Here is a 26,911-nt window from a genome sequence, read left to right on the forward strand (position 1 = left end):
CGCCGGTCCCGGAAACCAGCTTTGTCCTGGCCATGACCACAGGTTAAGGTCCCCGGGCACATTTCAGGGGGTCACAGCGGGTGGGGGACATGGCCGAGGAGAACGACGCGCCGATGACGGGCGCGAACGCGTGGGCGCAGGCGCTCGCGGCGGTGGTGCTGGTGGGGGCGCTCGGCGCCGGTTTCTGGGGGCTGGCGAAGACGTCGGCCGCGGAGAGCGAGCCGAAGCCGGCCACGTGCTCCGACACAAAGACCCCGGCCCCGAAGGGCAAGCACCTCTCCGGCGCGCAGTTGTGCGAGGCGCTGAACCGGCCCGGCCTGGCCGCACTGCTGGGTACGCCGACGGAGATCGCGAAGACGGCCTCCGGCAGCGACAGCTCCATCGGGGATGTCGCCACACCGCAGGCGCAGGTCGAGTTCGAGACGTACACCGTCACGCTCTCGGCGACCTACGACGACCTGCCGGTGGGCGGGTCGGAAGGACTGCTCGGCAGCTACGCCCGCCCGCAGAAGGTACTGGGCCGCCCCGGGGTTCTCTACTCCACCCGCACCATCAGCATCAGCTTCCGGCTGGACGGAAGCGACGCAGACAGCGGTCCCGGCGTTCCGGCCCGGGCCCTCACCGTGGCCCAGGACCCGGAGGACCGCGGCGGCTCCGTGGACGTCACCCTGTGGCGCGCGGACGGGGTGGTGCCGGACGACGCCGTGCTGCTGCGCGTGGCGGAGGCGGTGCTGCCGACGGTCCCGGGCTGGAAGACGCGCGGCTGAACTCACGCCCGGCCACTGCCATGGTGTGGTCCGCCGTCCCGGGGCGGCGGACCACACCGACGGGTCCTACCTCTGCTTGATCCTCAGGAACGTCACGGAGTTCGCCGGGAAGGTGTACGTGAACTTCGGGGCCACGCCCCGGAACATGGACGTCACCGGCGTCACCGGCGTGTCCGTCTCGGTGTTCACGGCGTCCCCGTCGGCGGCCAGCGTGGTCACGCGGGCGGTGGAGGCGACCTTGGCGCCACCGAGGTCGACGGCCGTACGGGCTTCGGCGGACTGGGCGTTGACGACCTTGACGATCAGGTCACCGGTCTTGGCGTCATTGGTCACGACCTGGCGGAACGGCTCGGCCGGCTTGTCGTCCTTGAAGCTGCCCCACTCCTTGCCGTCGAGGAAGAGGGTGACCTGGCGGCCGCGGACCTTGATGTCGACGTCGTAGGCCCGGCCGGTCTCGATCGACCCGGGCTTCGTCATCAGGGTGCCCTTGCCGCCGTCCACGGCCTGCTCGATCGCGGACTGGGTGTTGTTCCAGCCGCCCAGGTTCCACCAGTAGTAGTTGCCGGTGTCCTTGACGCCGAAGGCGACGAGGAAGCCCTCCTTGCCGGACTTCTTGGTGGCCTTCACATGCAGGTCGTAGTCCTTCCAGGCCGGGTCGCCCGCCGTGACCATGGTGTTCTCGGCGGCGGTGTCGGTCTGGACGTACTGGCCGTCCTGGATGCTCCAGCTGCCCCGGCCGCTGCTCTTCCACTTCGAGGCGTCACCGGAGAAGTCGTCGCTCAGCAGGGTCGAGCCGTCCGCCGAGGTCACCTTCACGTCGTCGTACGCGGCGCTGGTGGCCCAGGTCGACAGGCCGACGGCGCCGGTGATGGGGCCGCTGACGTCGGGGGTGGTGGTGGCCTTCGAGGGGACGACGCGGTCGCCGACGTTGGTCATGAACAGCTTCTGGACCTCGTAGTTGGCCGAGTTCCAGGAGGCCCGGTTGTTGAACCAGATCAGGTCCGGGCGCCACTGGACGTAGTCCTCGTTGGCGAGCAGCGGGGCGTACGAGGCGAGTTTGACGACGTCCGCGTTGCGCTCCAGGCCGGTCATGAAGGCGGCTTCGGCCAGGCCGTTCTTCCAGGCGTTGCCCTGGGAGGCGTACTCGCCGAGGAAGACCTTGGGCCCCTTGCGGTCGTAGGAGTCGTAGCGGTCGTTGTTCTGGAGGAACCAGTTGGGGCTGTTGTAGTAGTGCTCGTCGACCATGTCGACCTTGCCCTCGCGGTTGAGCTGCCAGGCGGTGTCGAAGGTCGTGCCGGCGTCGTCCGGGCCCGAGTTGGAGATGACGGTGATGTCCGGGTACTTCGCCTTGATGGCCGTCCGGAACCGCTCGAAGCGGGCGAAGAACTCCTTCGGGAGGTTCTCCTCGTTGCCGACCCCGATGTGGGTCAGGTGGAAGGGCTTCGGGTGGCCCATCCGCGCGCGCACCTTGCCCCACGTGGAGGTCGCCGGCCCGTTGGCGAACTCGATGAGGTCGAGGGTGTCCTGGATGTGCCGCTTGAGCAGCGCCTCGTCTTCGGTGGCCTTGTTCTGGCCGCAGCCGGTCACCAGAGCCGGGACGACGGGCAGCGGCATGGCGCCGATGTCCTCGGAGAAGCGGAAGTACTCGTAGTAGCCGAGTCCGTAGCTCTGGTTGTAGCCCCAGACGTTCGCGTTGGTGGCGCGCTGCTCTACGGGTCCGATGGTGTCCTTCCACTGGTAGCTGCGCTTGCGCTGCCAGTTCGAGGCCTCGCTGTAGTCCTCCATGGAGCCGGTGTTGACCAGGCAGCCGCCGGGGAAGCGCACGAAGCCGGGCTTGAGGGCGGCGATCTTCTCGGCGAGGTCCTTGCGCAGGCCGTTCGGCTGGTTCCTGTACGTCTCGCGAGGGAACAGCGACACCTCGTCCAGTGCGGCGGCGTGCGACGAGGCGACGGCGAGCCGGCCGCGGTTGCTGGTGCGGGTCGCCGTGAACGTGGCCTTGTACTTGGCCCAGCCGCCCTTCACGGCGACCTGGCGGGCGGTGGCGAGTGTGCCCGCGCTGTCCTTCAGCGAGACCGTCAGCGTGGTGCCGCTCGTGGCGCGGGCCCAGACGGAGAAGTCGTACCGCTTGCCCTGGTCGACCCGGATGCCGGTGTTGTAGCCGGCGTTGGTGACGGACGAGCCCGCGCCCAGGGTGAGGTAGTTGCGGTTGCGCTCGTTGAGGCGGCCCGAGTCGTTCACGACCTCGGCCGTGCCTCCGACCGTCCACGAGGTCAGAGGCGTGTAGGAGCCGTTGTCGGCGGTGGAGTACTCGAAGGATCGGTTCTGCACGAGCTCGGCGTACAGACCGCCGTCGGCGGCCCGGTTGATGTCCTCGAAGAAGACGCCGTACATCGTGTCGTCGATCGCGGCGCCCTGGGCGGACGGGTCGACGGTGATCGCGTAGTCGGTGACGTCCTCGGCGTGCGCGGGGGCCGGTACGAGGGCTGCTGCCGTCAGGAGGGCGGTGGTCGCGAGACCCAGTCTCCATCGGGTGCGGGCGGCGGTGCGTGGCATGGATACTCCGCGGCTCTCTACTAGAGGAGTGTTCGAAATATCAGACATTGATCAGCACTTCGAACGGCAAGATAGGGAGGGGGCGGATGCGCGTCAATGGGTCGTGCAGCAACACGTGGGACGGAGAGCGGTACGGGATGGGCGAGTTCTGGCCAGTGCCGGACGTGCTGGCCTATCTGGCCGGGCGCTGGCGCGTGACGCGGTCGGTGCGGGATCTCGCGAGCGGCGCGAAGGGGGAGTTCACCGGCACCACCGAGTTCCGCGAGGAGGAGAGCGGCGGGCTGCTGCACCACGAGTCCGGCACCTTCGTCTGGCAGGGCGTCGCCCGGCCCGCCGAGCGGACTCTGCGGTTCCTGCCGGGCCCGGGCGGCACGGCGGACGTGCGGTTCGCCGACGGACGGCCGTTCCACGACCTGGACCTGACGTCCGGCCGTCACGTCGCTGACCATCCCTGCTCGGCGGACCTCTACCGCGGGGAGTTCACCGTCCTCGCCGCGGACCGCTGGCGGACGGTGTGGCAGGTGCGCGGTCCCGCCAAGGACCTGGTGCTGAGCACGGGCTACGCGCGCGAGGGCTGAGCGGACGCCCCGTCGAAGCGCAGGTTCCAGCGCCCCGCCCGGCCCGTCACGGACGTCGTCGACAGGGGGCGGACGTCGATGTTCCAGTACGTCGAGGGCGGTGCCTTCAGGGCGTACACCAGGGCCGCCCGGATCACGGACGGCTCGGCCACCGCCACGACCCGGCAGCCGTCCTCGACGGGCCGGGTGTCGAGCCAGCCGCCGACCCGGGTGATGAAGTCGACCAGCGACTCACCGCCGTGCGGTGTGGCACGCGGGTCGGCGAGCCAGGCGTCCACTGCATCCGGTTCCCGGGCCATCGCCTCGCCCAGGGTCAGCCCGCGCCACCGGCCCATGTCGCAGTCGCGCAGGCCGAGCTGCACCAGCGGCGCGTAGCCGAGCCCCTCCCCCGTCGCCCGGCTGCGCGGAGTGGGCGAGCAGTAGCGCAGTTCGGCCGCGGCGAGCGGCAGCAGTTCCTGCGCGACCCGCTCCACCTCGGCCCAGCCGGCCTGGTCCAGCGGCCGCTCGTCATCGAAACGCTCGGCGAGCACCGGGGAGCTGCGCGCGGCGGCGACGAAGGTGACCCGAAGTGGCATGCGGCGATGGTGGACGCAGCAAGTGCGCAGGTCAAGAGGTGTTACCTACGAGTTACCGAGGGTGCCCCGGCCCTCACGGGCCGAAGACCAGCGCCATCCACTCCCCGGGGCGCTCCAGTGCCGCGAACCCGTGCCGCTCGTACACGGCGTGGGCGTCGTGCGTGGCGAGCAGCACCCGCCGCACCCCGTACGACCGCAGTTCTTCCCGTACGGCGGCCACCAGCGCGCCGCCGACACCCTTGCCGCGAGCCGACGGATCGACGTACACGTCACACAGCCACCCGAAGGTCGCCCGGTCGGTGATCACCCGGGCGTAGGCGATCTGTTCTCCCGACACCGTGTCGTACACCCCGAAGTTGAGCGACCCCTCGATCGCCCGGTCCTGCTTCTCCCGGGTACGCCCCAGCGCCCAGTACGCGTCGGTGGACAGCCAGCGGTGCACGCGCTCGCGGTCGAGGCGGGCGGGGTCGGTGGAGATCTCGCAGCCTTCGGGCAGGCTCGGCGTGTCGGTCATGGCCGCGATGCTCGCAGGCGGCCCTCAGGCGCGTCGACCGGTTATCCCAGCACCTCGTCGCAGGCCGTACGCAGCCGTCGTACGCCCTCGGCGATCTCCCCGGCCCCGGCGACCGCCGCGAAGCTCAGCCGGACGTGCGCGGCCGGTGGTTCGGCGCTGAAGTACGGGCGGCCGGGCGCGAGGGCGACGCCGGCCCGCAGGGCCGCGGAGGTCAGGGCCGGTTCGTCCGTGCCGTCGGGCAGGCGGGGCCACAGGTGGTAGCCGCCGGACGGGATGTGGGGCAGGGCCAGCTCCGGCAGGTGCTGGGCGAGTGCGCCGGTCATCGCGTCCCGGCGGGCCTTCAGCTCAGCGGAGACGGCCCGCAGGTGACGCGGCCAGGCGGGCGAGCCCACGAGTTCGAGTGCGGCCTCCTGGAGGGGACGCGGCACGAAGAACGTGTCGACGACCTGGATGGCCCGCAGCCGCTCCAGGACCGGCCCGCGGGCGGCCAGGGCGCTGACCCGGAAGCTGGGCGAGGTCGCCTTGGTGAGCGAGGAGACGTGGACGACGACACCGTCGGGGTCGTCGGCGGCCAGCGGGCGCGGCAGCGGCCCCGCGTCCTCGTGCACCAGCCGCCGTACGAAGTCGTCCTCGACGACGAACGCGCCCGCCTCCCGGGCGATGCGCAGCACCTCGGCGCGCCGCCCGGGCGCCAGGACCGCGCCGGTGGGGTTCTGGAAGAGCGGCTGGCAGACGAAGACCGGGGCGCCGGTGGCCCGGAACGCGTCCGCGAGCAGCTCCGGCCGCACGCCGTCGGCGTCCACCGGGACGGGGACCGGGCGCAGCCCCGCCGCCCGGGCGATGGCGAGCATGCCGGGATAGGTCGGCGATTCGACCAGGACGGGGGCGCCGGGCGGGGCGAGGGCGCGCAGGGCGGTGGTGAGCGCGGACTGCCCGCCGGCGGTGACCAGCACCTCGGCGGCGGTGACCGCGCCGCCGATGCTCCGCGCGAACCACTCGCGCAGTTCCGGCAGGCCCTCCATGGGCGGGCGCCCCCACGCGCCGGGACGGCGTCCGGCCCGCGAGAGGGCGGCAGCCATCGCCCGCTCCGGCTGCAACGACGGGTGCAGATAGCCGCCGTTGAACTCGATCACGCCGGGCGGCGGCGCGGCCAGCGACACCAGGACGCCGGAGGCGTCGACCGAGCGCGGCACGAGGTCGGCGGCGCCGTCCGCGCTGAGCGCGACCTCCTGCCAGGAGGTGTCGCCGGCGGGGGCCGGTGCCGTACGGGTCTGCGCACGGAAGGCGCCCGCGCCGGGCCGGGTGACCACCAGTCCCTCGGCGGCGAGCTGTGCCAGGGCCCGCGACACCGTCACCGGGCTGACCCGGAACCGCTCGACGAGCGCCCGGCTCGACGGCAGCTTTCCACCCGGCGAGTAGCGGTCGAGCTCCCGCCTCAGCTGTTCTGCCAGTTCGCCTACGCTGCTACGCTCTTGCATGAGAGCACAGAGTAGCGCTACTGCGACTTCCCCGATAGCAGTCGCCGCCCCGGGACGGGAGCGCCCCGGGTTCGGCACCCTCCTGGCCGCGCTCGGCGTCGTCGCCTTCTCCCTCACGTTCCCGGCCACCGCCTGGGGGCTGGAGGGCTTCGGGCCCTGGTCCCTGGTCGCCGTGCGGAGCGTCCTGGCCGCGGTGATCGCGGGCACCGCGCTCCTGGTGCTGCGCGTCCCGCCGCCGGCCCGCCGGCACTGGCCCGGGCTCGCGGTCGTCGGGGCCGGGGTCGTCCTCGGCTTCCCTTTGCTGACCACGCTGGCGCTGGAGACCTCCACCACCGCGCACGCCGCCGTCGTGGTCGGGCTGCTGCCGCTGACGACCGCTCTCTTCTCCGCGCTGCGCGTGGGCACCCGGCCCTCGCGCACCTTCTGGATCGCCGCGCTGGCGGGCGCGGCGGCGGTGCTGGCCTTCACCGTGCAGCAGAGCGGCGGCGCCCTGACCACCGCCGACCTGTACCTCTTCGCCGCGCTGCTGGTCTGCGCGGCCGGCTACACCGAGGGCGGCCGCCTGGCCCGGGTCATGCCGGGCTGGCAGGTGATCGGCTGGGCGCTGGTGCTGTGCCTGCCGCTGACCGTGCCCGTCGCCGCGTTCGCCCTGGCGCAGGAGCCGGTGCACCTGACCGCGCACAGCGTCACCGGGCTGCTGTGGGTCGCGGCGGGCTCGCAGTTCGTCGGGCTGGTCGTCTGGTACCGCGGCATGGCGGCCATCGGCATCCCCAAGGCCAGCCAGTTGCAGCTCGCCCAGCCGCTGCTCACACTGGTGTGGTCGGTGCTGCTGCTGGGCGAGCACCTCACGGTCGCCGCCCCGCTGACGGCCGCGGCGGTGCTGGTCTGCATCGCCGTCACACAGCGATCACGCGGCTGAGCGGGACGGTGCCCGGCCCCTGGCGGCAGGCGCCCCCCGCCGTGGACTCGGAGGCCACGGACCGCTGCTCCGCACACCGTGAGGAGGCCCCAGATGCGCGCAACCGTGGGCGACCAGCTTGTCCAGCACGGCAGGGTGGTCGGTCAGCACGACAAGGTCGGCGAGATCGTCGAAGTACTCGGCCAGGAGGGCGGTCCCCCGTACCGCGTCCGGTTCGAGGACGGGCACGAGGGCGTGTGCTCGCCGGGTCCGGACACGGAGATCCGGCACCGGGAGACCACCACCGGGCCGTGACTCAGCGCGGGGGCGGCGCCGGCTGTCCGTAGTGGTCGACGACGACCCGCGCCATCGCCCCGATCCGGTCGGCCGCCACGTCCCTGGCGGCGAAGTAGACGTGCCCGCGCACCTGCGGATACTGCCCGGCCAGCGTCAGGTGCCGGGAGAGTTCGCCCGTCTCCTGCCACGCCGCGGGCTGCGCCGGGTCACCGGCCTTGTACAGTCCCTCCCCCACGTAGAGCTGCGTCGGGCTGCCGTGGGCGACCTCGGCCCACCAGGGCAGCAGCTTGGCGTAGTCGGCGGCGGCGAACCCGATGTTCCAGTACAGCTGCGGGACGATGTAGTCGATCCAGCCCTCGCGCACCCACGTGCGGGTGTCGGCGTGCAGATCGTCGTACGTCTCCACACCCGCCTTCGTGTCCGAGCCGAGCGGGTCGGTCCCGGCGTTGCGCCACACGCCGAAGGGGCTGATGCCGAAGCGTGCGCCCGGCCGGACCTCCTTGACGCGGTCCGCCGTCTCCCGCACCAGCCGGTCGATGTTGTCCCGCCGCCAGGCGGCCCGGTCCGGGAAGCCGCTGCCGTGCTCGTCGTAGGCGGCGTCGTCGTCGAAGCTCTCCCCCGCCACGGGGTAGGGGTAGAAGTAGTCGTCGAAGTGGACGCCGTCCACGGGGTACTTCGCCACGGCGTCGAGCATCGCGTCCTCGACGAAGGCGCGGACCTCGGGCAGCCCCGGGTTGTAGAAGAGCTTCCCGCCGTACGTCACCACCCAGTCGGGGTTCTCCCGGGCGGGGTGGGACGCGGCGAGCCGGGCCGGGTCGGCGTGTGCGGCGACCCGGTACGGGTTGAACCAGGCGTGCAGCTTCAGGCCCCGGGCGTAGGCCTCCTGGACCGCCGTACCCAGCGGGTCCCAGCCGGGGTCCTTGCCCTGGGTGCCGGTGAGGTACTGCGACCAGGGCTCGTACGGCGAGGGCCACAGGGAGTCCGCCGTGGGCCGGACCTGGAGGAAGACGGTGTTGAGCCGGTTGCGGACCGCCGTGTCGAGGTGGGTGAGCAGTTCGTCGCGCTGCTGCGACGCCGTCAGCCCGGGCTTCGACGGCCAGTCGCGGTTGGCCACGGACGCGATCCAGACACCCCGCATCTCCGGGTCCGGGGCGGCGCCGCCCCGGCGGCCGGGCGCGGCCGACGCCTGGGGCATCATCGTGAAAGCCGACAGCGCCGCCACCGCGAACGCCCTGCGTGAGACTCGTCCCATCCGCATGCCCCAAAAGCCGCGGATCCGCCCGGCCGCGGATCGCTCCGCGCCCAGCATGCCCGAAGCAGACCCGACCCCGGCGATCGATCATCGATACTTCGGAGTAACGTGCACGAACGGAGCAGGCACCGGGACCCGGCGAACCTGCCCGGACGTGGATCAGCAGCGAAAGGGACGATGTGACGGACATCCCAGCGGGAGACATTGCACGCGTCGGAGTCGTGGGCTGCGGTCAGATGGGCGCGGGCATCGCCGAGGTGTGCGCCCGGGCCGGCCTGGACGTCATGGTCGCCGAGACCACCGGCGAGGCCCTGGAGATCGGCCGCACCCGGCTGTTCACCTCCCTGGCCAAGGCAGCCGAGCGCGGCAAGATCACCGAGGAGGAGAAGGAGGCGACGCTGGCCCGCCTGAACTTCACCACGGACCTCGGCGAATTCGCCGACCGTGACCTCGTGATCGAGGCCGTCGTCGAGAACGAGCAGGTCAAAACCGAGATCTTCCAGGTGCTGGACCAGGTCGTGACCCGGCCGGACGCCATCCTGGCCTCCAACACCTCGTCCATCCCGCTGGTGAAGCTGGCGGTGGCGACCTCGCGGCCCGACCAGGTCATCGGCATCCACTTCTTCAACCCGGCCCCGGTGCAGAAGCTCGTCGAGCTGATCCCGGCACTGACCACCTCCGAGGGCACCATCGGCCGCGCCCAGCTGTTCACGGAGAAGCTGCTGGGCAAGCACGCGATCCGCGCCCAGGACCGCTCCGGCTTCGTGGTCAACGCGCTGCTGATCCCGTACCTGCTCTCGGCGATCCGGATGTTCGAGACGGGCATCGCCAGCCGCGAGGACATCGACAACGGCATGGAGATGGGCTGCGCCCACCCGATGGGCCCGCTGAAGCTGTCCGACCTGATCGGCCTGGACACGGTCGCCTCGGTCGCGCAGTCCATGTACGAGGAGTACAAGGAGCCCCTGTACGCCGCTCCCCCGCTCCTCCAGCGCATGGTCGACGCGGGCCGGCTGGGCCGCAAGTCGGGCTCGGGCTTCTACACGTACGCCTGACCTGCCGGCTGCCGCAGCCACCTCAACGCCGCCGCTCCTCCGGCCACGGCCGGAGCCGGCGGCGTCCCCACTCCGCCGCCTGCTCGTTCACGCGCCGGCGCAGCCAGCCCATCCAGAGGGCGAGCGGGGTGACCAGGAGCCCGCTCAGCAGCGCCGTGCCCCATCCCTCCCCGGAGGAGAACCGGAACAGCACGACCACCAGCGCGTAGAGCGCCAGGGCGTACGCCGCGTTCTTCTGCCACTTCGTCATGACGCTCCGGGTACCCGCCGAGGCCGGTTACGGACGGTCAGATTTCGGCCAAGCGGCGGGCCCGGAACCGGAGATGGTGCCGGGCCCGCGGCATTCACACACCGTGTGCGCGCCGGGCTCGCATATGCCCTACGCACACTCTCCCCAGGCGCCCACCAGGCGAGTTGACTCCTCATGCGCATGCAAGGGATGTGAAACGACTACGGAAAGGAGCGGAATCGTGACCGCCGATCCCGAGCATCCCGTCGTTCATGGAGAACTCGCAGAGTTACGACGCCGCCTCGATGTGGCATACGCCCGCGTCGAGGGCGGACTGGCTCTGCTCAGCCACCGCACCGAGGAGACCGCCAAGGAGATCGAGGAGCTCAACACCCGGATCCACACGCTCGAACACGCGCGCTGGCCGCTGCCCGCGGTCGCCGCCCTCACCGCCGTGGGTGCCCTCGTCATGGCGATCTGGCAGGCGCTGGGACGCTGACTCAGGGCAGCGTGTCCTGACCGAGCCTGAGATGGTGCAGCAGAAGTAACGCGGCCGCCATGTTGGCGGCCGGGACCTCGCCGCGGGCGACCATGTCGGGGACGAGCTTGAGAGGCACCCATTCCCGGCGGTCCGACTCGAAGTCGTCCACCGGGTGCCCGACGTACTCGCCCTCGTCGGCCCAGTACACGTGGTGCCGGGCGTCGGTGAGCCCGTTGGACGGCTCCACGCTCATGAGGTGGCGCAGGGGTCCCGGCCGCCAGCCGGTCTCCTCCTCCAGTTCCCTGGCGGCCGCGCGGGCGATGTCCTCGCCGTCCTCGACGACCCCCGCCGCGAGTTCCCACCCCCAGCTGTCGGTGATGAAGCGGTGCCGCCAGAGCAGCAGCACCTCGTTGGCCTCGTTGACGACCGTGGCCACCGCAACGGGCCGCAGTCGTATGAGGAAGTGGTCCAGGTGCCGGCCGTCCGGCAGTTCGACATCCGCGAGATTGACGCTGAACCAGCGGTTTGAGTACACAGTTTGCTCGTTGTGTTTCGTCCACTGCACGGTTCTGCCACCTTCCGTCGAGTAAGTGGCAATATCGCAGCAGGGACGGAGGGACAGCAGGCGCACGGGAAGCGCCTCGGAGCGACCCCGGGCACCACCGCCCGGATCTACAACGGTACGCGCAGGGCCCCGTCGATGAGTTCGGCGGCCTCGGCCGTGCCCGCGCAGCCACTGCGCACCAGGTGCTCCCGCACCGCGCGCAGCCGGTCGCGCAGCCGCTGGGACTCCATGCCCCGGGCCTGCTCGGCCATCTGCACGGCGATGACCACCGCCTTGTCGGCGTTGCCCTGCCGCAGCTCGATGGTGCTCAGCATGGCCAGCCGGTGCACCCGGCCGCGGTCGTGCGCCGGGTTGTCGACGGCGGCCGCGGCATGCTCGCCCGCGGCCGCGATCTCCCCGAGGCTCAGCAGCGCCTCCGCCACCTGGACGTTGACGAGCCCGGGCTGGACATAGCCGGTCTCGTCGGGCTCGTGGCCGCGCCGGATGCGCTCGGCGGACTGCTCGGCCCGCCGGATGCAGGACAGGGCGCTGCCACCGTCGCCGAGATGCGCGTACGCCTTGGCCTGCATCGCGTAGAGGTCGGAGGCGAGCGCCGGGGTGATGTGCCGGCCGGCGGCCCGCAGCGCCGCCTCCGCGAAGGCGACGGACTGCCGGTATTCCCGCATGAACAGCGACTGGTTGACGAGCAGGGCGATCACATACGCCCCGAGACCCCGGTCCCCGCTTGCCTTGGCCAGCCGCAGTGCCTGGTGGAAGTAGCGCTGGGCGAGCCCGTGCGCGTCGGAGTCGTACGCGCAGATGCCGGCGACCGCCACCAACCCGCCCGTCGCCCGGTGCAGTTGACGGCCCGTCTCGTCGGTATAGCTGCCACGCAGCAACGGCGCGGCCTCGGCGTTGAGGAAGCCGACGATCCGGGCCCGGGTGGCGATGCCCCCGGCCTTGCGGTACAGCTGCTCGTAGTGGGCACGGGCGGCCCGCAGCATCTCCAAGTCGCCCGTGGTCACCCGGTGTCTGCCACCGCGGGAGACGTCCACGTCCTCGGGCGGGTTCTCCCACTCCCACACCGGCATCACGGCGGGCGTGCCCGTGAGGGCGGGCGCGCCCAGGATGTGCGGGCGCTGCTGCTGGTCGGAGCGCCACAGCGCGGTGGCCCGTTCGACGAACCCGGACAGGGAACCGGTGTGCGGTGCCGACGGCTCACCGGGCACGCCGAGGCCGATGTCGTCGAGGGTGACCTGCCGTTGCAGCCGGGCCGCGAGCACCTCGCAGATCAGGTCGGGCACCTGGCCCCGGGGGCGCTGCCCCTTCAACCACCGGGCGACGGCGGTGTGTTCGTACCTCAGGGACAGGCCACGCGCCCGTCCCGCCTGATTGACGTGTGCGGCCAGCCCCGCGTGCGAGATCCCCGCCTCGTCCAGGATCGCGTCGAGCAGAGTGTTGGGCTGCATGTGGGCCCCCCGGGTGGCTCGGTGCCGCCAGGTTAGTGGGTCCGCCTTCACACGGGGTGTGAACGGAGTGCCCGGATCCGCACGGTGTGCGCACTGTCGCTCAGAGTCGCCGGCCGGTTGACTGAACTGCCTCGAAAGAGGCCGGCCGGGCCGCCGGCTCCCCCTCGTACAGTGCGGCGGCCCGCACCCGCCGTCCGCCCGGCCGCCTGCCCGACACTCCGTGGCGGGGCGGACGGCATCGCCGGCCGGCTTGTCAGGGGCGCGGGGAACTGCGCGAACGACCACGACGAACCGTCAGCCGCCAACACACCGCAGTCCCCCACCCCTTGGGCACTCAGCTCCGCAACTCGGCTCCGACCCGCTCGCCCGCGAGGGCGACCGCCGCGTCCCGGGCCGCGGAGGCCTCGTCCACGGTCAGCGTCCGGTCGGCCGCCCGGAACCGCAGCGCATAGGCGAGCGACTTCCGTCCGTCACCGAGCTGCTCCGCGTTCTCGTACACGTCGAACAGCCGGATCGACTCCAGCAGCTCCCCGGCTCCGGCGCGCAGGGCCTCCTCGACCTCCGCGGCCGGAACCACCGCGTCGACGACCAGGGCGACATCCTGCGTGGCGACGGGGAACGTGGAGATCCGCGGCGCCTCGGCCGTGGCGTCACCAGCCGCCTCCACCGCGTCGAGGTCGATCTCCATCGCGCAGCTGCGCGCGGGCAGCCCGAGGGCCTTCACGACCCGCGGGTGCAGCTCGCCCGCGTGGCCCACGACCCGCTCGGCGCCGTCCACGGTGACCGCCAGCTCGGCGCACCGCCCCGGGTGCCACGGCCCGTACTGGCCCTTGCGGATGACGAGTTCGGCACCGGCCTCACGGGCGACGGACCGGGCGGCCTCGACCGCGTCGGCCCAGTCGGCCGGACGGCCCTTGCCCCACCAGCCGGCCTGCTCGCGCGCACCGGCGAGAACCACGGCCGCGTGCCGCGGCTGGTCGGGCAGCGCCGCGTTCAGCCCGGCGAGTTCCTCGTCGGTCGGGCGGCGGTCGACGGGCAGCACGGCCGCGGTCCGCCGCTCCTCGCGTGGCCGGAAGACCAGTCCGGTTTCGAACAGCGCGAGGTCGTGCGAGCCCCGGCCGTCGTTGCGGCGCAGGGCGGCGAGCAGACCCGGCAGCAGCGTCGTGCGCAGCGCGGGCTCCTCGTCGCTCAGCGGGTTGCTGAGCTTCACGACACGGCGGGCCGGGTCGTCCGCTTCCAGGCCGAGCTGGTCGAAGACCTGCTCGCCGATGAACGGGTAGTTCGGCGCCTCGACGTACCCGGCACCGGCCAGGGCACGGCCGACACGGCGGTGCAGCCGCTGCCGGTCGGTCAGACCGAGGCCCGCCGGCGGCTTGGGCAGCGTGGAGGGCAGGTTCTCGTAGCCCTCCAGCCGGATGACCTCTTCGGCCAGGTCGTTCGGGTCGGTGAGGTCGGGCCGCCAGGACGGGACGGTGACGATCAGCTCGTCCTGCCCGTACACGTCGCAGCCGACCTCCTGGAGGCGGCGCACGACGGTCTCGCGGCCGTAGGAGACGCCCGCGACCTTGTCCGGGTGGTCGGCGGGGATGGTGATGGTGCGCGGTGCGGACGGGGCGAGGACCTCGGTGACGCCGGCCTCGGCGGTGCCGCCCGCGAGCAGGACCAGCAGGTCGACGGTGCGCTGCGCGGCGGCCGCCGCGGCCTGCGGGTCGACGCCGCGCTCGAAGCGCCGGGAGGCCTCGGAGGACAGCTTGTGGCGGCGGGCGGTGCGCGCGATCGCCACGGGGGCGAAGTGCGCGGCCTCGATGACGACGTCCGCCGTGGCGTTCTCGACGTTGTCGTGGTCGGCGATCTCCGTGTTGGCGCCGCCCATGACACCGGCGAGCCCGATCGGGCCGCGGTCGTCGGTGATGACCAGGTCCTCGGCGTCCAGCGTGCGCTCGGTGCCGTCGAGGGTGGTGAGCTTCTCGCCCGCCTCGGCCCGGCGCACGCCGATGGTGCCCTGGACCAGGCCGCGGTCGTAGGCGTGCAGCGGCTGGCCGAGTTCCATCATCACGTAGTTCGTGACGTCGACGGCGAGCGAGATCGGGCGCATGCCGACCTTCTGGAGCCGGCGCTGGAGCCAGATCGGGGAGCGCGCCTCGGCGCTGAGGCCGGTCACCGTGCGGGCGGTGAAGCGGTCGCAGCCGGTGGGGTCGGAGACCTGCACCGGGTAGCCGTAGGCGTTCGGGCCGGGCACGTCGATCAGCGCCGGGTCGCGCAGCGGCAGGCCGTAGGCGATGGCGGTCTCGCGGGCGACGCCGCGGATGGACAGGCAGTCGCCGCGGTTGGCGGTGACGGCGATGTCCAGGACCTCGTCGACGAGCTCCAGGAGCTCGATGGCGTCCTTGCCCACCTCGGTCTCCGGCGGCAGGACGATGATGCCCTTGGTGCCGTCGTCGCCCATGCCCAGCTCCTCGCCGGAGCAGATCATGCCGTGCGAGTTCCTGCCGTACGTCTTGCGCGCGGAGATCGTGAAACCGCCTGGCAGCGAGGCGCCGGGCAGGACCACGACGACCTTGTCGCCGACCGCGAAGTTACGGGCGCCGCAGACGATCTCCTGGGGCTCGCCGGTGCCGTTGGCCTGGCCGACGTCGACGGTGCAGAAGCGGATCGGCTTCTTGAAGCCCTCCAGCTCCTCGATGGTCAGCACCTGGCCGACGACCAGCGGGCCCTTGAGGTCGGCACCGAGCTGCTCGACGGTCTCGACCTCCAGACCGGCGGAAATGAGCTTGGACTGGACGTCTCGGCCGGTCTCCGTCGCCGGCAGGTCGACGTACTCCCGCAGCCAAGAAAGCGGGATCCGCATCAGATCTCCATCCCGAACGGCCGGGTGAACCGGACGTCACCCTCGACCATGTCTCGCATGTCCTCGACGTTGTGGCGGAACATCAGCATCCGCTCGATGCCGAATCCGAAGGCGAACCCGCTGTACTTCTCCGGGTCGACGCCGCAGGCGGTCAGCACCTTGGGGTTGACCATGCCGCAGCCGCCGAGCTCGATCCAGCCCTCGCTGGAGCAGGTGCGGCAGGGCCGGTCGGGGTTGCCGACGGACTCGCCGCGGCAGACGTAGCACACCATGTCCATCTCGGCGGACGGCTCGGTGAAGGGGAAGAAGTTGGGCCGCAGCCGGGTCTTCATGCCCGCGCCGAACAACGCCGTGACCATGTGGTCGAGGGTGCCCTTGAGATCGGCCATGGTCAGGCCCTCGTCGACGGCGAGCAGCTCGACCTGGCGGAAGACGGGGGTGTGCGTGGCGTCCAGCTCGTCGGTGCGGTAGACGACGCCGGGGCAGATCACGTAGACCGGCAGGTCGCGCTCCAGCAGCGAACGGATCTGCACGGGCGAGGTGTGGGTGCGCAGCACGACGCCGGAGCCGGAGCCGCCGTCGGCGCCCTGCACGAAGAAGGTGTCCTGCTCGCCGCGGGCCGGGTGGTCCGGGCCGATGTTGAGGGCGTCGAAGTTGAACCACTCGGCCTCGACCTCGGGGCCCTCGGCGACCTCGTAGCCCATGGCCACGAACACGTCCTCGATGCGCTCCGACAGCGTGGTCAGCGGGTGCCGGGCGCCGGCGGCGACGCGGTCGTACGGCAGCGTGACGTCCACCGCCTCCTCGACGAGCACGCGCGCGTCCCGCTCGGCTTCCAGTTCCACCTGGCGGGCGGCGAGGGCCTTGTTCACGGCGCCGCGGGCCTGGCCGACCCGCTTGCCGGCCTCGGCCTTGGCGTGCGGGGGCAGGGCGCCGATCTCGCGGTTGGCCAGGGCCAGCGGGGAGGCGGGGCCGGTCTGGGCGACCTTGGCCTCGTGGAGTGCGTCGAGGGAGTCCGCTGCGGCGAAGGCGGCGAGCGCCTCGTCCCGCATGCGCTCGATCTCTTCCGGTTTCAACGTCTCGACCTCGACCGGGTCGTACGACTTATTCGGTGCCGACATCTCTTCCCGTGCTTCCGATTGTCCCCCAGCTACCGCTGGGAGGTGCCCCCAGGCTGAGGGTCCCCGTCACCGACCCCGACGGCCGCCTGTGGGGACACAAAGGTGCCAATGGCCGAGTCTAACGGGGCGGAGGTATCCGAATGCGCCCGCGGTGCTCAGGCGAGATAGGCCGGAGCGCTCACGGGCAACGTAAATCGGAACTCGGCGCCGGCGCCGGGGGCGCGGCCGACCGTGATGGTGCCGCCGTGGGCCTCGACGATGCCCTTGACGATGTAGAGACCGAGGCCCGTCCCGCCACGCTTGCTGCCCCGCCAGAAGCGGGTGAAGACGCGGTTCATGGACTCCTCCGGGATGCCGGGCCCCTCGTCGCTCACGATGACCGACGTACCGGTGTCCTCGTCCTCGCGGGGGGACGCCGTGGCCGTGACGTCGATCGTGACAGTTCCCTCGCCGTGCCGCACGGCATTTTCCAGCAGGTTGCTGAGCACCTGGTCGATCTTGTCGGGGTCGGCCCACAGGTCGGGCAGCGGCTGCTGGACGCGCAGCAGGAACCGGTCGGCCGGCTGCCCGGCGGCGACGTAGGCCTGGATGTGCCGTCCTACGGCGGCGCCGATGTCGACGGGCTGGCGGCGCACCTCCAGGCGGCCGGAGTCGATCCGGGAGATGTCGAGCAGCTCGGCGATGAGCCGGGTGACCCGGTCGGCGTCGGCGTCGACGGTCTCCAGCATCAGCCGCTTCTGGTCGTCGGTGAAGCGTTCCCACTTGGCGAGCAGCGTGGCGGTGAAGCCCTTGACGGAGGTGAGCGGGGAGCGCAGTTCGTGAGCGACGGTGGCGATCAGCTCGGCGTGGCTGCGCTCGGTGCGGCGGCGGGCCTCGGTGTCGCGCAGGGTGACGACCAGGCGCCGCAGGGGTCCGGTGGGCCGGGTGCGGACGTAGCGCGCGGAGACCAGCACCTCACGGCCGCCGGGCAGGAGCAGGTTGCGCTCGGGCTGCCCGACGCGGATGGCCAGGCCGCCGTAGGGGTCGGTCAGCTGCCACCAGCGCCGGCCTTCCAGGTCCTCTAAGGGCAGGGCCTTCTCCAGTCGCTGCCCGAGGGCGTCCCGGGCGCGGACGGCGGTGATGCGCTCGGCGGCCGCGTTGAAGCAGATGACGTGGCCCTGCTCATCGGCGACGACGAGCCCGTCGGGCAGGTGGTCGGGGTCGATGCCGAGGCCGGCGGGGTCACCGGGTGGCCGGGACGCGGCGGGCGGGCTCCCGGCGTCCTGGGCTCCCGGTGCGCTGCTCGTGCCGACGCTCATCCCCGTACCCCACCTCCAAGGCTCCGCAGAGGGGTCCTGAGCTGGTCACCCTACTAGTTCCCGGTGACGGAGCGGCACCCTCCGGAGGCGCGCTGTGCACGCGCCGACGCATAGAGACATACGGCGGCGGCGGTGGCGAGGTTCAGGCTCTCGGCCTTCCCGTGGATCGGGACGCGGACGACGGCGTCCGTGAGGGCACGGGTCTCCTCCGGAAGACCCCACGCCTCGTTGCCGAAGACCCAGGCGGTGGGCCCGCCCATGGTGCCCTTGTCGAGCTCGTCGTCGAGGTCGCGGTCACCCGCGCCGTCTGCGGCGAGAATCCGGACACCGGCCTCCCGCAGCCCCTCCACGGCCCGCTCCACCGGGACGCCGACGGCCACGGGCAGGTGGAACAGGGAGCCGACGGAGGCGCGCACGGCCTTGGGGTTGTACACGTCGACGGAGGCGTCGGTCAGGACGACCGCCTCGGCCCCGGCGGCGTCGGCACAGCGCAGCACGGTCCCGGCGTTGCCCGGGTCCCGGACGTTGGCGAGGAGGGCGACGAGCCGGGGGCGGGCCGCGAGAACCTCCTCGAAGGGCGTGTCCAGGAACCGGCAGACGCCGACGAGGCCCTGCGGGGTGACGGTGGTGGAGATGTCGGCGATGACCTGCTCGGCCGCGAGGTGCACCCGGGCGCCGGCGTCCCGGGCGGCTCCGACGATGTCGGCGTGGCGCTCGGCGGCCTCCAGCGTCGTGAACAGCTCCACGAGCGTGGCCCCGGCCTCGGTGCGGTGGCCCGCGGCCTCCCGCACGGCCTGCGGCCCCTCCGCCAGGAACAGGCGGTCCTTCCCCCGGAAGTTCCGCTTGGCCAGCCGCCGCGCGGCCAGGACACGGGGGGAGCGGGGGGAGACGAGCTCGGGGGTGGCAGGCGGCATCCTGTTCGCTTTCTCGGTAGCTGCACAGCAGGACCCGCAGACCGTCCGGCCTGCGGGTCCTTCAGTTCACGTCGGCTCGGGCCGGCGTCACGCAGCCTTCGGCGCGTTCACGTCGCTCGGCAGCGCCTTCTGGGCGACCTCGACGAGGGCGGCGAACGCACCGGCGTCGTTGACGGCCAGCTCGGCCAGGATCTTGCGGTCGACCTCGATGTTCGCGGCCTTCAGACCCTGGATGAAGCGGTTGTAGGTCATGCCGTTGGCGCGGGCAGCGGCGTTGATGCGCTGGATCCACAGCTGACGGAAGTCGCCCTTGCGCTTCTTGCGGTCGTTGTAGTTGTAGACCAGCGAGTGGGTGACCTGCTCCTTGGCCTTGCGGTACAGGCGCGAGCGCTGACCGCGGTAGCCGGAAGCCTGCTCGAGGATCGCCCGGCGCTTCTTGTGGGCGTTGACTGCCCGCTTGACGCGTGCCACTTGTTAACTCCTTGTAGCGGGGCCGTGGGGGTGCTCGCACGACCCGAAATCGATGGGGTCCCGGTCTGACGTACGTCCGGCGCTCACGCGCCCGGACGTCACTTGCCGAGAAGCTTCTTGATCTTCGCGGCGTCGCCCGGGGCCATCTCGGCGTTGCCGGTGAGGCGACGCGTCACGCGGGACGACTTGTGCTCGAGCAGGTGGCGCTTGCCGGCGCGCTCGCGCAGCACCTTGCCGGAGCCGGTGATCTTGAAGCGCTTGCTGGCACCGCTGTGCGACTTGTTCTTCGGCATAGCGCCGTTCTCTCCTCGTCGGTGGCGCTCCGGTGCCCGGTCGCGAAACCGGGCACGGTGGAGCGTCGTCTTGTATCGGTTGCTTCCTGGGACTGGCGTCCCGGGGAGTCACGCCTCGGCGGGCTCCTCAGCCGGCGCCTCGGTCTCCGCGGCGTTCTGCGACTTGCCGGGGTTGGCCTTCGCTTCCGCCTTGCGGGCTTCCTGCGCCTGGCGAGCCTCGGCCATCGCCTCGGTCTTCTTCTTGTGCGGACCGAGAACCATGATCATGTTCCGGCCGTCCTGCTTCGGGTTCGACTCGACGAAACCGAGGTCCTGGACGTCCTCCGCGAGACGCTGCAACAGTCGGTAGCCCAGCTCGGGACGGGACTGCTCGCGACCACGGAACATGATCGTGATCTTGACCTTGTCGCCCTGCTTGAGGAACCGGACGACGTGACCCTTCTTGGTGTCATAGTCGTGCGGGTCGATCTTCGGCCGGAGCTTCATCTCCTTGATGACCGTGTGCGCCTGGTTCTTGCGCGCCTCACGGGCCTTCATGGCCGACTCGTACTTGAACTTCCCGTAGTCCATGAGCTTGCACACGGGCGGACGGGCGTTCGCCGCGACCTCGACCAGGTCCAGGTCGTACTCCTGCGCAAGCTCCAGTGCCTTGGCCAGGGGGACGATGCCCACCTGCTCGCCACTGGGACCGACAAGTCGCACCTCGGGAACGCGAATCCGGTCGTTGATGCGGGGCTCGGCGCTGATGGATCCTCCTCGGTAGCACCACGCGACGGTCTGGCGGACGGCCGCGTAACGTCTTGTATCGATAGACCTAACCGCGCCGGTGCAACAAAAATGCCCCGGACGATCCCAGGCGGGGCTCCTCGAACTACCGGAGCACCTGCCGCGGGGGCCGCGGGGCGCGCTTTCGGGCGGATCGCCGCCGCAGGGACGGGACCGCCTGACCGGTGACCCGCCGCCCTGAGGGTGATCGGGTGGGAGTTCGAAAGCCTCCACTTGTGGGTCGGGCCCGCGAGCTGTGGGGCACACGTGTCCGACCGGTCGTTACACGAGGTTACCAGCAATGGCCAGCAACGGCCAATTGGGGCGAGCCGGGGTCACGTGGGGTTCGCCCGCCCCCTGCGCCTATCGTGTGGGGCATGAGTGAGACCCCTCCTGAGTCCCCCGACTTCGACGCCATGGCCCGCGACATCGCCGAGGTCCCGGCGGTCGAGGTGATCGTGACGGTCGCCGTCAACCTGATGAGCGCCGCGGCCGTGAAGCTCGGTCTGACCGAGGAGGGCGAGCAGCACAAGGACCTGGACGAGGCCCGCAAGCTGGTCCACGCCCTGGCCGGTCTGCTGGACGCCACGGCGACCGAGATCAGCTCCTTCCACGCGGCGCCCCTGCGCGACGGCCTGAAGTCGCTCCAGCTCGCGTTCCGCGAGGCCTCGCTCGTCGCGGACGAGCCGGGCCAGGGGCCGGGCGAGAAGTACACGGGCCCGGTCTACGGCTAGGGCCTGTCGTTCGGATCAGGCCGCAGGACATCGGCGGTGCTGATCAGCGTCTGCGGCGTGATCCAAACGACATGCCTCAGGCCGGACACGCCTCATTCATCCGCGTACGTACAAAGGCTCGCCCGGGGGCGTCGCCCCGGCCGGCAGGACTGCCAGGTCGAGGCCGCGCACCAGGCGGGCCCTCAGTGTCTCGTCGGCGGCGAGGCGGCGCGCGACGGCGTGGACGCCGGCCTCGTGCGGCACGGCGGGCTCGAAGACCAGGGCGAGGGTGCCGTCGGCCCGGCCGGGGCCGAGGTAGGCCCGCACCACGGCGGACACGCCGGCGACCACGGAGCGCACCGCGTCCACGACCGCCGGGTCGGTGAGCGGGTCCGTGGTGGTGCGGCCCTCGGCGAGCGACAGCAGTGCGGGGCCGGTCAGCTCGAACGGCACCGGTCCGGCGAGGTCGAGCACGATCGTGTCCGCCTTCTCGTGCGCGGCGGCCTGAAGGGCCTGGTGCAGCGGTACGGCGACGGGGCGGGCGGCCGGGTCCCAGCGGGCGAGGGAGTCCGTGGAGCTGAAGGCGGGCAGGGCGGTGCGGTCGCCGGCCTTCAGGGTGGGGACGGCCATGTCGCTGGTCTTCTCGCGGCGCAGTCCCCGCTCGTCCTCCTCGACCTCGCCGAGCACGGCCACGACGGGGACGAGCAGCCGGGCCTCCTTGAGGGCGGCCAGCACCGGACCCACGGCGTTCCGGTCCTCGGACCATGCGATGAGGGCCGCGCTCAGCCGGGGGTCGGCGGAGCCGTCGTCGTCGGAGAAACCTGAGTCCGGGATGTTCTTGTTCGCCACGCGTCGACCCTATCGGCCGGGTGGTGCGCTGCCCGCAGTGGCTCAGAAGTCCGCACGGCCGGCACGGCGGCCGCGCCACAGGACGACCGCCGCGACCAGCAGGACGCCGCCGGCACCGCCCGCGAGAGGGGCGGCCCAGCCGGCGGTGCCGTCGCCGGCGGCGTCGGCGTCCGGTCCGCTGCCGAAGTACTCGGCGCCGTAGGACGCCGCCTGCGGCTCCTCCGGCTTGAGGCGGCCGGCGGCCTCAATGGCGGCGGCCGGGTCGACGAAGCCGAAGCCGCGGGAGTCGTCGCGGCCCCCGGCCGGGGCGTTGCGGGCGGTGTCCTCCAGCAGCGTCTTGATCTGGGCCGGGGCGAGTCCGGGGTGGGCGGCCTTGACCAGGGCGGCGGCGCCGGAGACGAAGGCGGCTGCGGCGCTGGTGCCCCATCCCTCGTAGTACTTGTGGTCGGGGTCGGCGATGACGACGTCGACGCCGGGGGCGCTGACCGTGGCGTACCAGCGGCGGGTGGAGAAGGAGGCGCGGGTGCCGGCGCGGTCCACGGCCGTGGCGGCTATGACGCCCGGGTAGGCGGCCGGGTAGGAGATGTGGTCGCCCTTCTCGCCGCCGTTGCCCGCGGAGGCGACGACGACCACCCCCTTCTTCAGGGCGTACTGGATGGCCTGGTCCTCGCCGGGTTCGGGGTGCGCGGAGGCGGAGTCGTCGCCGAGGGAGAGGTTGATGACGTCGGCGCCGTGGTCGGCGGCCCAGCGGATGCCCTCGGCGAGGGCGTTGCCGCGGGTGCTGCGGGCCTTGGCCCGGGCGGGGTCACCGTCCTCCAGGATCACGCGGACCGGGAGGATCTTCGCCTCGGGCGCGATGCCGAGGACGCCGTCGGTGTCGCCGGGGCCGTGTCCGTGGCCGGCGATGATGCCGGCCATGGCGGTGCCGTGCCGGGCCCAGGCGCGGTCGCCGGGCTCGGCTCCGAAGCGGATCAGGTCCTTTCCGGGCAGGACGTTGCCGGCCAGGTCGGGGTGGTCGGCCTCGACACCGGTGTCCAGGACTGCGACGGTGACGCCCCGGCCCTTGGTGGTCTGCCAGGCCTGCTCGGTGTGCATGGCCTCCAGGGCCCACTGCTGGGCGCGGATGCCGTCGGCGTGCGCGGTGGCGGCGGGGAGGAGGACGAGGCCGGCGGTGAGCAGGACGCCGAGGGCGGCGGCCCTCCGGGACGGCCTGCGCGGGCGGTTCCCGGCCGGGGGGTGCACAGCGGTCACGAGGCCTGCTCCGAGGCCGAGCGGACGTTTCTGCGGAAGTCGCGTTCGACGCGGTCGGCGAGGCCCTGCGCCTCGTTGCCGAGGCCGGCCTGTGCGGCGGCGGTGGTGGCGTCGGCCTCCAGGGCGTCCCCGGCGGGCTGCGGGTCGTCGACGGTGCGTCCGTCGGCCCAGCCGGAGACGGCGTAGACGACGACCGGGGCCTCGGTGAGCACGGAGACGGTCCAGGAGGCGCGCTGGCGGGCGCCGAAGCCGGCGGCGAGCGTGCCCTTCGCCGCGTACGGCAGGGGCATCAGGTCGCTGCGGCGGTCCAGGCGTTCCTTGCGGAAACGGTTCGCGAGGGCGGTCATGCCGGGGGCGTCGGCGGTGGTGAAGAGCAGGCCGACGGTGGTCACGTAGCTCTCGGTGGCGTCGGTGTAGGTGGCGCGCAGGAGGCGTTCGCAGCCGACGGGGGCGAGGGCTTTGCGCAGCAGCGGGTCGAAGGCGTTCTTGCAGCCGCTGTCGGGGGCGACCGCGATGCGGGTCCAGGTTCGGTCGGCTCCGCCGGGGCCGGCGCCCCGGCCCTGCACGGTGGGCGGGAAGAGCTCGTCGACCGGGACGCTGTGCCAGAGGCTTCCGGCGGCGGCGAACGTGCTGGGCGAGCCCTCTTCGCCGGAGCCGCCGACGAGCCAGCTGCCGGTGACCGCACCCGAGATGAGGCCCAGTCCGAGCACGAGACAGACGGCGGCAGCGGCGGCCTGCGGCGCCCCGCGCCGGACGAGCGGCCGGGGCCGGGCGTCGCCGTCGTAGCCCTCGGGTTCGCCGAACGACACCATGGGGCGCGTGGCGCTCCAGGAGAGGGCGGGGTCGGGAATGACGGGGGCGGGGTTCCGGGGCGGCGGGGCGGTGGGGGCCTGCGGTTCGTGTGCGGGGCGCGGCGGCGTGGCGGGGCGGGCGTACGGGGAGCCGGCCGCGTCCGTCGCCGGGTCGGCGGGGACCGGGCGAAGGCGGGCGGTCGTCTCGGAGGTGTTCTCGCCGGGGGCGCCGGTACGGCGGGGGGCGGGGAGCCGGAACGGCCGTCCGGCCGTCTCCGCCGGCGCGCCGGAACCGCCGGGGGCGGAGAGGCGGAAGGGCCGGCCGGGCGTCTCCTGCGAAGTCCCCTCCGGGGTGTCCGGACGCCCCGCTCGCCCGGAGGAGCCGGGTGTGGGGAGGTGACGCGGCCGCGGAGGGGTGCCGGACGGCTTGCCCGGGCCGGGGCGGGCTTCGCGGCCGAGGCCGGGCGACGTGTCCGAGCCGGGCCGGGCCTCACGCCCTGCGCGGGACGTCCCGTTCGAGCCGACGTGGGTGTCGCGGCCGACGCCGGTCGACGTGTCCGGGCCGGTCTCGCGGCCGAGGCCGGACGACCGGTCCGAAGCAGCGCTCGTCTCACGGCCCACGGTGGGTGGCGCGTCGGGGAAGCGGGTGGAGGCGCGGGGCGGCATGACCGAGTCGGGGCCGCCCTCACGGCCGACGCCGGACGACCGGTCCGAAGCAGCGCGTGCCTGGCGGCCCACGGTGGGCGACACGTCGGGAAAGCGGGTGGACGCGCGGGGCGGCATGTCCGAGCCGGGGCCGGTCTCACCACCGACGCCGGGCGAAGTGTCCGGGCCGGAGCCGACCTGACGACCGAGGCCGGGCGACCGGTCCGAAGCAGCTCGGGGCTCGCGGCCCACGGTGGGCGACGCGTCGGGAAAGCGGGTGGACACGCGGGGCGGCATGACCGAGCCGGCGCCGGTCTCACGACCGACACCGGACGACCGGTCCGAGCCGAGGCCGGTCTCACGACCGACACCGGACGACCGGTCCGAGCCGAGGCCGGTCTCACGACCGACGCCGGGTGACGTGTCCGGGCCGGAGCCGGTCTCACGACCGACACCGGACGACCGGTCCGAAGCAGCTCGGGGCTCGCGGCCCACGGTGGGTGGTGCGTCGGGGAAGCGGGTGGAAGCTCGGGGCGGGGGCGGGGCGGTGGGCTCGGCGCGTCCGGCGGAACCGGCGTTCTCGACTCCGAGTGCGGGGAAGCGAGGGCGGCCGTTCGGCCGGTCGAAGGGGTCCGGGGCGGCTGCCGGTCCCGTCGCGGGGTCGGACGCTGCGCCCGGGGTGTCGCGCTCGTCCGCCGCCGGAGCGGTCGGCGGGTGCGACGGTCGCGGCGGCGTGGTGGGGCGCGGGGGGAAGGAGGCGCGCGGCGCTTCCGTGCTCATGCACCCCCCGTTTCCTCATGCCCGGGCCGCTCGTCGCACGCGGGCCGTTGCCGTCCTGCCCGAGGCCGGTACGGAATCGTCCCGGGCACACCTACCCGTACGGACGGAGCGTCATCCCGGCGCGGATCCCCGGCCGGCGGCGTCCGTCGTACGTTCGCGTCACTCTACGGCTTGTTCCTGGGCGAACGGGAACCAGTCCACGAGGCCGGGGCATCTGCCCGGAACGTCCCCCTACCCTGCGGTAATCCAGTCTGGCAGGCTGCGTTCATGACTGCGCGCGCCGCCGACCGGGCCCGTTACGACCGGGCCACCGCCCATCTCGACGCCCCTCTCGCGATCGTGGACCTGGAGGCTTTCGACGCCAACGCCGCCGATCTGGTCCGACGTGCCGGGGGCAAGCCGATCAGGGTCGCCAGCAAGTCCGTGCGCTGCCGGGCGCTGCTGGAGCGCGTCCTGGCCCGGGACGGCTTCGCGGGGATCATGTCCTTCACCCTCGCCGAGTCGCTGTGGCTGGCCCGTTCCGGCTTCGAGGACGTGCTGCTCGCCTATCCGTCCGCCGACCGTGCGGCGTACGCCGAACTGGCCGGTGATCCCAAGCTCGCCGCCGCCGTGACCGTCATGGTCGACGACGTCGCGCAGCTGGATCTGATCGACGCCTCCCGGGGCGGCGGACGTGAAGTGGTGCGGGTGTGCCTGGAGTTGGACACGTCCCTGAAGCTGCTCGGCGGGCGGGTACGGGTGGGGGCCCGGCGTTCGCCGCTGCACTCCCCCGCCCAGGTCGCCGACGTGGCCCGGGCGGTGGCCCGGCGTCCCGGCTTCGAGGTCGTGGGGATCATGGCGTACGAGGGGCATGTCGCCGGTGTCGGGGACTCGCTGGCGGGTCGTCCGCTGCGGTCCCGCGCGATCCGGCTGATGCAGGCCGCCGCCAAGCGTGAACTCGCCGAGCGGCGTGCGGAGGTGGTGCGCGCGGTGCGGGCCGTCGTGCCGGGTCTGGAGTTCGTCAACGGTGGCGGCACGGGCTCGGTGCAGCACACGGCGGCCGAGGACGCGGTGACGGAGATCGCCGCCGGATCGGGGCTGTACGTGCCGCGCCTGTTCGACAACTACACGTCGTTCAGCGGCCGTCCGTCGGCCCTCTTCGCCATGCCCGTGGTGCGGCGGCCGGGGGTCGGGGTCGTGACGGTGCTCGGCGGTGGCTATCCCGCCTCCGGTGCGGCGGGGCGCGACCGGTCGCCGGTGCCGTATCTGCCCGAGGGGCTGCGCTACGACCCGCAGGAGGGCGCCGGTGAGGTGCAGACGCCGCTGCTGGGCTCGCCCGCGGACGATCTGCTGATCGGTGACAAGGTGTGGTTCCGGCACGCCAAGGCCGGTGAGCTGTGCGAGCGGTTCGACCGGCTGCACCTGGTCGAGGGCGACGCGGTGACGGCGACCGTGCCCACCTATCGCGGCGAGGGCCACACGTTCCTCTGAGGCTCGTGCGGC

26 protein-coding genes are annotated in these 26,911 nt (G+C 72.6%); 8 read left to right on the plus strand and 18 right to left on the minus strand.

What is annotated here, in order from left to right:
- Positions 1-89: 89 nt before the first annotated feature.
- A complete protein-coding gene (locus AB0E85_RS09310) occupies positions 90-767 on the plus strand; it encodes a DUF6215 domain-containing protein (protein ID WP_361924268.1) in 678 nt (225 codons plus the stop codon).
- A 66-nt stretch (positions 768-833) separates the two neighbouring features.
- On the opposite strand, the gene AB0E85_RS09315 is transcribed toward AB0E85_RS09310, so the two are convergent.
- On the minus strand, positions 834-3,320 hold the full coding sequence (locus tag AB0E85_RS09315; protein WP_361924270.1) for an alpha-L-arabinofuranosidase C-terminal domain-containing protein: 2,487 nt from the start codon (positions 3,318-3,320) through the stop codon (positions 834-836).
- A gap of 137 nt (positions 3,321-3,457) precedes the next feature.
- Between AB0E85_RS09315 and AB0E85_RS09320 the strand changes: the two genes are divergently transcribed.
- Positions 3,458-3,898: a DUF6314 family protein gene (locus AB0E85_RS09320; RefSeq protein WP_361924404.1), complete on the plus strand. Its 441-nt coding sequence runs from the start codon at positions 3,458-3,460 to the stop codon at positions 3,896-3,898.
- Here the strand turns inward: AB0E85_RS09320 and AB0E85_RS09325 are convergent.
- From AB0E85_RS09325 to AB0E85_RS09335, 3 genes are all read right to left on the minus strand, one after another.
- Positions 3,880-4,473: a histidine phosphatase family protein gene (locus AB0E85_RS09325; protein WP_355831855.1), complete on the minus strand. Its 594-nt coding sequence runs from the start codon at positions 4,471-4,473 to the stop codon at positions 3,880-3,882. The genes AB0E85_RS09320 and AB0E85_RS09325 overlap by 19 nt on opposite strands.
- A 73-nt stretch (positions 4,474-4,546) precedes the next feature.
- Entirely contained in the window at positions 4,547-4,987 is a 441-nt protein-coding gene (locus AB0E85_RS09330) for a GNAT family N-acetyltransferase (RefSeq protein ID WP_361924272.1), read from the minus strand.
- Between the two features lie 41 nt (positions 4,988-5,028).
- On the minus strand, positions 5,029-6,465 hold the full coding sequence (locus AB0E85_RS09335; RefSeq protein WP_361924274.1) for a PLP-dependent aminotransferase family protein: 1,437 nt from the start codon (positions 6,463-6,465) through the stop codon (positions 5,029-5,031).
- Here AB0E85_RS09335 and AB0E85_RS09340 point away from each other — a divergent pair.
- Both AB0E85_RS09340 and AB0E85_RS09345 read left to right on the plus strand, forming a co-directional pair.
- Entirely contained in the window at positions 6,464-7,384 is a 921-nt protein-coding gene (locus AB0E85_RS09340; protein ID WP_361924276.1) for a DMT family transporter, read from the plus strand. The genes AB0E85_RS09335 and AB0E85_RS09340 overlap by 2 nt on opposite strands.
- A 93-nt stretch (positions 7,385-7,477) precedes the next feature.
- The gene (locus AB0E85_RS09345) at positions 7,478-7,678 is read left to right on the plus strand and encodes a DUF1918 domain-containing protein (protein WP_107458238.1); all 201 of its coding nucleotides are present in this window, start codon (positions 7,478-7,480) and stop codon (positions 7,676-7,678) included.
- Between the two features lies 1 nt (position 7,679).
- Here AB0E85_RS09345 and AB0E85_RS09350 read toward each other — a convergent pair whose 3' ends face one another.
- The gene (locus tag AB0E85_RS09350; RefSeq protein WP_361924278.1) at positions 7,680-8,918 is read right to left on the minus strand and encodes a family 10 glycosylhydrolase; all 1,239 of its coding nucleotides are present in this window, start codon (positions 8,916-8,918) and stop codon (positions 7,680-7,682) included.
- A 173-nt stretch (positions 8,919-9,091) separates the two neighbouring features.
- On the opposite strand from AB0E85_RS09350, the gene AB0E85_RS09355 reads away from it, so the two are divergent.
- Positions 9,092-9,967 carry a 3-hydroxybutyryl-CoA dehydrogenase gene (locus tag AB0E85_RS09355; protein WP_361924280.1) on the plus strand — a complete coding sequence of 292 codons (876 nt, stop codon included), beginning with the start codon at positions 9,092-9,094 and terminating at the stop codon, positions 9,965-9,967.
- A gap of 22 nt (positions 9,968-9,989) precedes the next feature.
- Here the strand turns inward: AB0E85_RS09355 and AB0E85_RS09360 are convergent, their stop codons facing one another.
- Entirely contained in the window at positions 9,990-10,217 is a 228-nt protein-coding gene (locus AB0E85_RS09360; protein ID WP_361924282.1) for a hypothetical protein, read from the minus strand.
- 220 nt (positions 10,218-10,437) lie between these two features.
- On the opposite strand from AB0E85_RS09360, the gene AB0E85_RS09365 reads away from it, so the two are divergent.
- On the plus strand, positions 10,438-10,695 hold the full coding sequence (locus AB0E85_RS09365) for a hypothetical protein (RefSeq protein ID WP_030243880.1): 258 nt from the start codon (positions 10,438-10,440) through the stop codon (positions 10,693-10,695).
- Between the two features lies 1 nt (position 10,696).
- Here AB0E85_RS09365 and AB0E85_RS09370 read toward each other — a convergent pair whose 3' ends face one another.
- From AB0E85_RS09370 to infC, 9 genes are all read right to left on the minus strand, one after another.
- Positions 10,697-11,242 (minus strand): NUDIX hydrolase, encoded by a 546-nt coding sequence (locus AB0E85_RS09370; RefSeq protein ID WP_142164958.1) that lies wholly within the window; start codon positions 11,240-11,242, stop codon positions 10,697-10,699.
- A 107-nt stretch (positions 11,243-11,349) separates the two neighbouring features.
- Positions 11,350-12,690, minus strand: a complete 1,341-nt coding sequence (locus AB0E85_RS09375; protein WP_361924285.1) for a transcriptional regulator — start codon at positions 12,688-12,690, stop codon at positions 11,350-11,352.
- A gap of 334 nt (positions 12,691-13,024) precedes the next feature.
- The gene (gene pheT / locus AB0E85_RS09380) at positions 13,025-15,538 is read right to left on the minus strand and encodes a phenylalanine--tRNA ligase subunit beta (RefSeq protein ID WP_361924287.1); all 2,514 of its coding nucleotides are present in this window, start codon (positions 15,536-15,538) and stop codon (positions 13,025-13,027) included.
- Entirely contained in the window at positions 15,538-16,659 is a 1,122-nt protein-coding gene (pheS, locus tag AB0E85_RS09385; protein ID WP_361924289.1) for a phenylalanine--tRNA ligase subunit alpha, read from the minus strand. The genes pheT and pheS overlap by 1 nt, the downstream gene beginning before the upstream one ends.
- A 155-nt stretch (positions 16,660-16,814) precedes the next feature.
- The gene (locus AB0E85_RS09390; protein ID WP_361924292.1) at positions 16,815-17,957 is read right to left on the minus strand and encodes an ATP-binding protein; all 1,143 of its coding nucleotides are present in this window, start codon (positions 17,955-17,957) and stop codon (positions 16,815-16,817) included.
- A 53-nt stretch (positions 17,958-18,010) separates the two neighbouring features.
- A complete protein-coding gene (locus AB0E85_RS09395; RefSeq protein WP_361924294.1) occupies positions 18,011-18,871 on the minus strand; it encodes an RNA methyltransferase in 861 nt (286 codons plus the stop codon).
- A gap of 87 nt (positions 18,872-18,958) precedes the next feature.
- A complete protein-coding gene (gene rplT, locus AB0E85_RS09400) occupies positions 18,959-19,342 on the minus strand; it encodes a 50S ribosomal protein L20 (protein WP_010045263.1) in 384 nt (127 codons plus the stop codon).
- Positions 19,343-19,440: 98 nt separating this feature from the next.
- Positions 19,441-19,635: a 50S ribosomal protein L35 gene (gene rpmI / locus AB0E85_RS09405; protein WP_003977225.1), complete on the minus strand. Its 195-nt coding sequence runs from the start codon at positions 19,633-19,635 to the stop codon at positions 19,441-19,443.
- A gap of 108 nt (positions 19,636-19,743) precedes the next feature.
- The gene (gene infC / locus AB0E85_RS09410; protein WP_078955787.1) at positions 19,744-20,382 is read right to left on the minus strand and encodes a translation initiation factor IF-3; all 639 of its coding nucleotides are present in this window, start codon (positions 20,380-20,382) and stop codon (positions 19,744-19,746) included.
- Positions 20,383-20,777: 395 nt separating this feature from the next.
- Here infC and AB0E85_RS09415 point away from each other — a divergent pair, with 395 nt between their 5' ends.
- Positions 20,778-21,134 (plus strand): DUF1844 domain-containing protein, encoded by a 357-nt coding sequence (locus tag AB0E85_RS09415; RefSeq protein ID WP_361924297.1) that lies wholly within the window; start codon positions 20,778-20,780, stop codon positions 21,132-21,134.
- A gap of 96 nt (positions 21,135-21,230) precedes the next feature.
- Here the strand turns inward: AB0E85_RS09415 and AB0E85_RS09420 are convergent, their stop codons facing one another.
- From AB0E85_RS09420 to AB0E85_RS09430, 3 genes are read right to left on the minus strand one after another with little or no spacing between them, the layout of a single operon-like run.
- Positions 21,231-21,962 carry an SseB family protein gene (locus AB0E85_RS09420; protein ID WP_361924299.1) on the minus strand — a complete coding sequence of 244 codons (732 nt, stop codon included), beginning with the start codon at positions 21,960-21,962 and terminating at the stop codon, positions 21,231-21,233.
- 42 nt (positions 21,963-22,004) lie between these two features.
- A complete protein-coding gene (mycP, locus tag AB0E85_RS09425) occupies positions 22,005-23,213 on the minus strand; it encodes a type VII secretion-associated serine protease mycosin (RefSeq protein WP_361924300.1) in 1,209 nt (402 codons plus the stop codon).
- Positions 23,210-25,429 (minus strand): hypothetical protein, encoded by a 2,220-nt coding sequence (locus tag AB0E85_RS09430; protein WP_361924301.1) that lies wholly within the window; start codon positions 25,427-25,429, stop codon positions 23,210-23,212. The genes mycP and AB0E85_RS09430 overlap by 4 nt, the downstream gene beginning before the upstream one ends.
- Before the next feature lie 267 nt (positions 25,430-25,696).
- Between AB0E85_RS09430 and AB0E85_RS09435 the strand changes: the two genes are divergently transcribed.
- Positions 25,697-26,899: an amino acid deaminase/aldolase gene (locus AB0E85_RS09435; RefSeq protein WP_361924303.1), complete on the plus strand. Its 1,203-nt coding sequence runs from the start codon at positions 25,697-25,699 to the stop codon at positions 26,897-26,899.
- Positions 26,900-26,911 lie beyond the last annotated feature (12 nt).

It is taken from the genome of Streptomyces sp. NPDC029044, assembly GCF_040637495.1.
Classification (GTDB): Bacteria; Actinomycetota; Actinomycetes; order Streptomycetales; family Streptomycetaceae; genus Streptomyces.

Bases quoted from the DNA above. Each gene is read 5' to 3' on its own strand.
- pheS (WP_361924289.1), bottom strand. From the start codon at position 16,659: ATGTCGGCACCGAATAAGTCGTACGACCCGGTCGAGGTCGAGACGTTG.
- AB0E85_RS09430 (WP_361924301.1), bottom strand. From the start codon at position 25,429: ATGAGCACGGAAGCGCCGCGCGCCTCCTTCCCCCCGCGCCCCACCACG.
- AB0E85_RS09435 (WP_361924303.1), top strand. From the start codon at position 25,697: ATGACTGCGCGCGCCGCCGACCGGGCCCGTTACGACCGGGCCACCGCC.
- AB0E85_RS09315 (WP_361924270.1), bottom strand. From the start codon at position 3,320: ATGCCACGCACCGCCGCCCGCACCCGATGGAGACTGGGTCTCGCGACC.
- AB0E85_RS09340 (WP_361924276.1), top strand. From the start codon at position 6,464: ATGAGAGCACAGAGTAGCGCTACTGCGACTTCCCCGATAGCAGTCGCC.
- AB0E85_RS09350 (WP_361924278.1), bottom strand. From the start codon at position 8,918: ATGCGGATGGGACGAGTCTCACGCAGGGCGTTCGCGGTGGCGGCGCTG.
- AB0E85_RS09360 (WP_361924282.1), bottom strand. From the start codon at position 10,217: ATGACGAAGTGGCAGAAGAACGCGGCGTACGCCCTGGCGCTCTACGCG.
- rpmI (WP_003977225.1), bottom strand. From the start codon at position 19,635: ATGCCGAAGAACAAGTCGCACAGCGGTGCCAGCAAGCGCTTCAAGATC.
- AB0E85_RS09375 (WP_361924285.1), bottom strand. From the start codon at position 12,690: ATGCAGCCCAACACTCTGCTCGACGCGATCCTGGACGAGGCGGGGATC.
- pheT (WP_361924287.1), bottom strand. From the start codon at position 15,538: ATGCGGATCCCGCTTTCTTGGCTGCGGGAGTACGTCGACCTGCCGGCG.
- AB0E85_RS09310 (WP_361924268.1), top strand. From the start codon at position 90: ATGGCCGAGGAGAACGACGCGCCGATGACGGGCGCGAACGCGTGGGCG.
- AB0E85_RS09390 (WP_361924292.1), bottom strand. From the start codon at position 17,957: ATGAGCGTCGGCACGAGCAGCGCACCGGGAGCCCAGGACGCCGGGAGC.
- AB0E85_RS09335 (WP_361924274.1), bottom strand. From the start codon at position 6,465: ATGCAAGAGCGTAGCAGCGTAGGCGAACTGGCAGAACAGCTGAGGCGG.
- AB0E85_RS09320 (WP_361924404.1), top strand. From the start codon at position 3,458: ATGGGCGAGTTCTGGCCAGTGCCGGACGTGCTGGCCTATCTGGCCGGG.
- AB0E85_RS09325 (WP_355831855.1), bottom strand. From the start codon at position 4,473: ATGCCACTTCGGGTCACCTTCGTCGCCGCCGCGCGCAGCTCCCCGGTG.
- AB0E85_RS09345 (WP_107458238.1), top strand. From the start codon at position 7,478: ATGCGCGCAACCGTGGGCGACCAGCTTGTCCAGCACGGCAGGGTGGTC.
- AB0E85_RS09415 (WP_361924297.1), top strand. From the start codon at position 20,778: ATGAGTGAGACCCCTCCTGAGTCCCCCGACTTCGACGCCATGGCCCGC.
- AB0E85_RS09330 (WP_361924272.1), bottom strand. From the start codon at position 4,987: ATGACCGACACGCCGAGCCTGCCCGAAGGCTGCGAGATCTCCACCGAC.
- AB0E85_RS09395 (WP_361924294.1), bottom strand. From the start codon at position 18,871: ATGCCGCCTGCCACCCCCGAGCTCGTCTCCCCCCGCTCCCCCCGTGTC.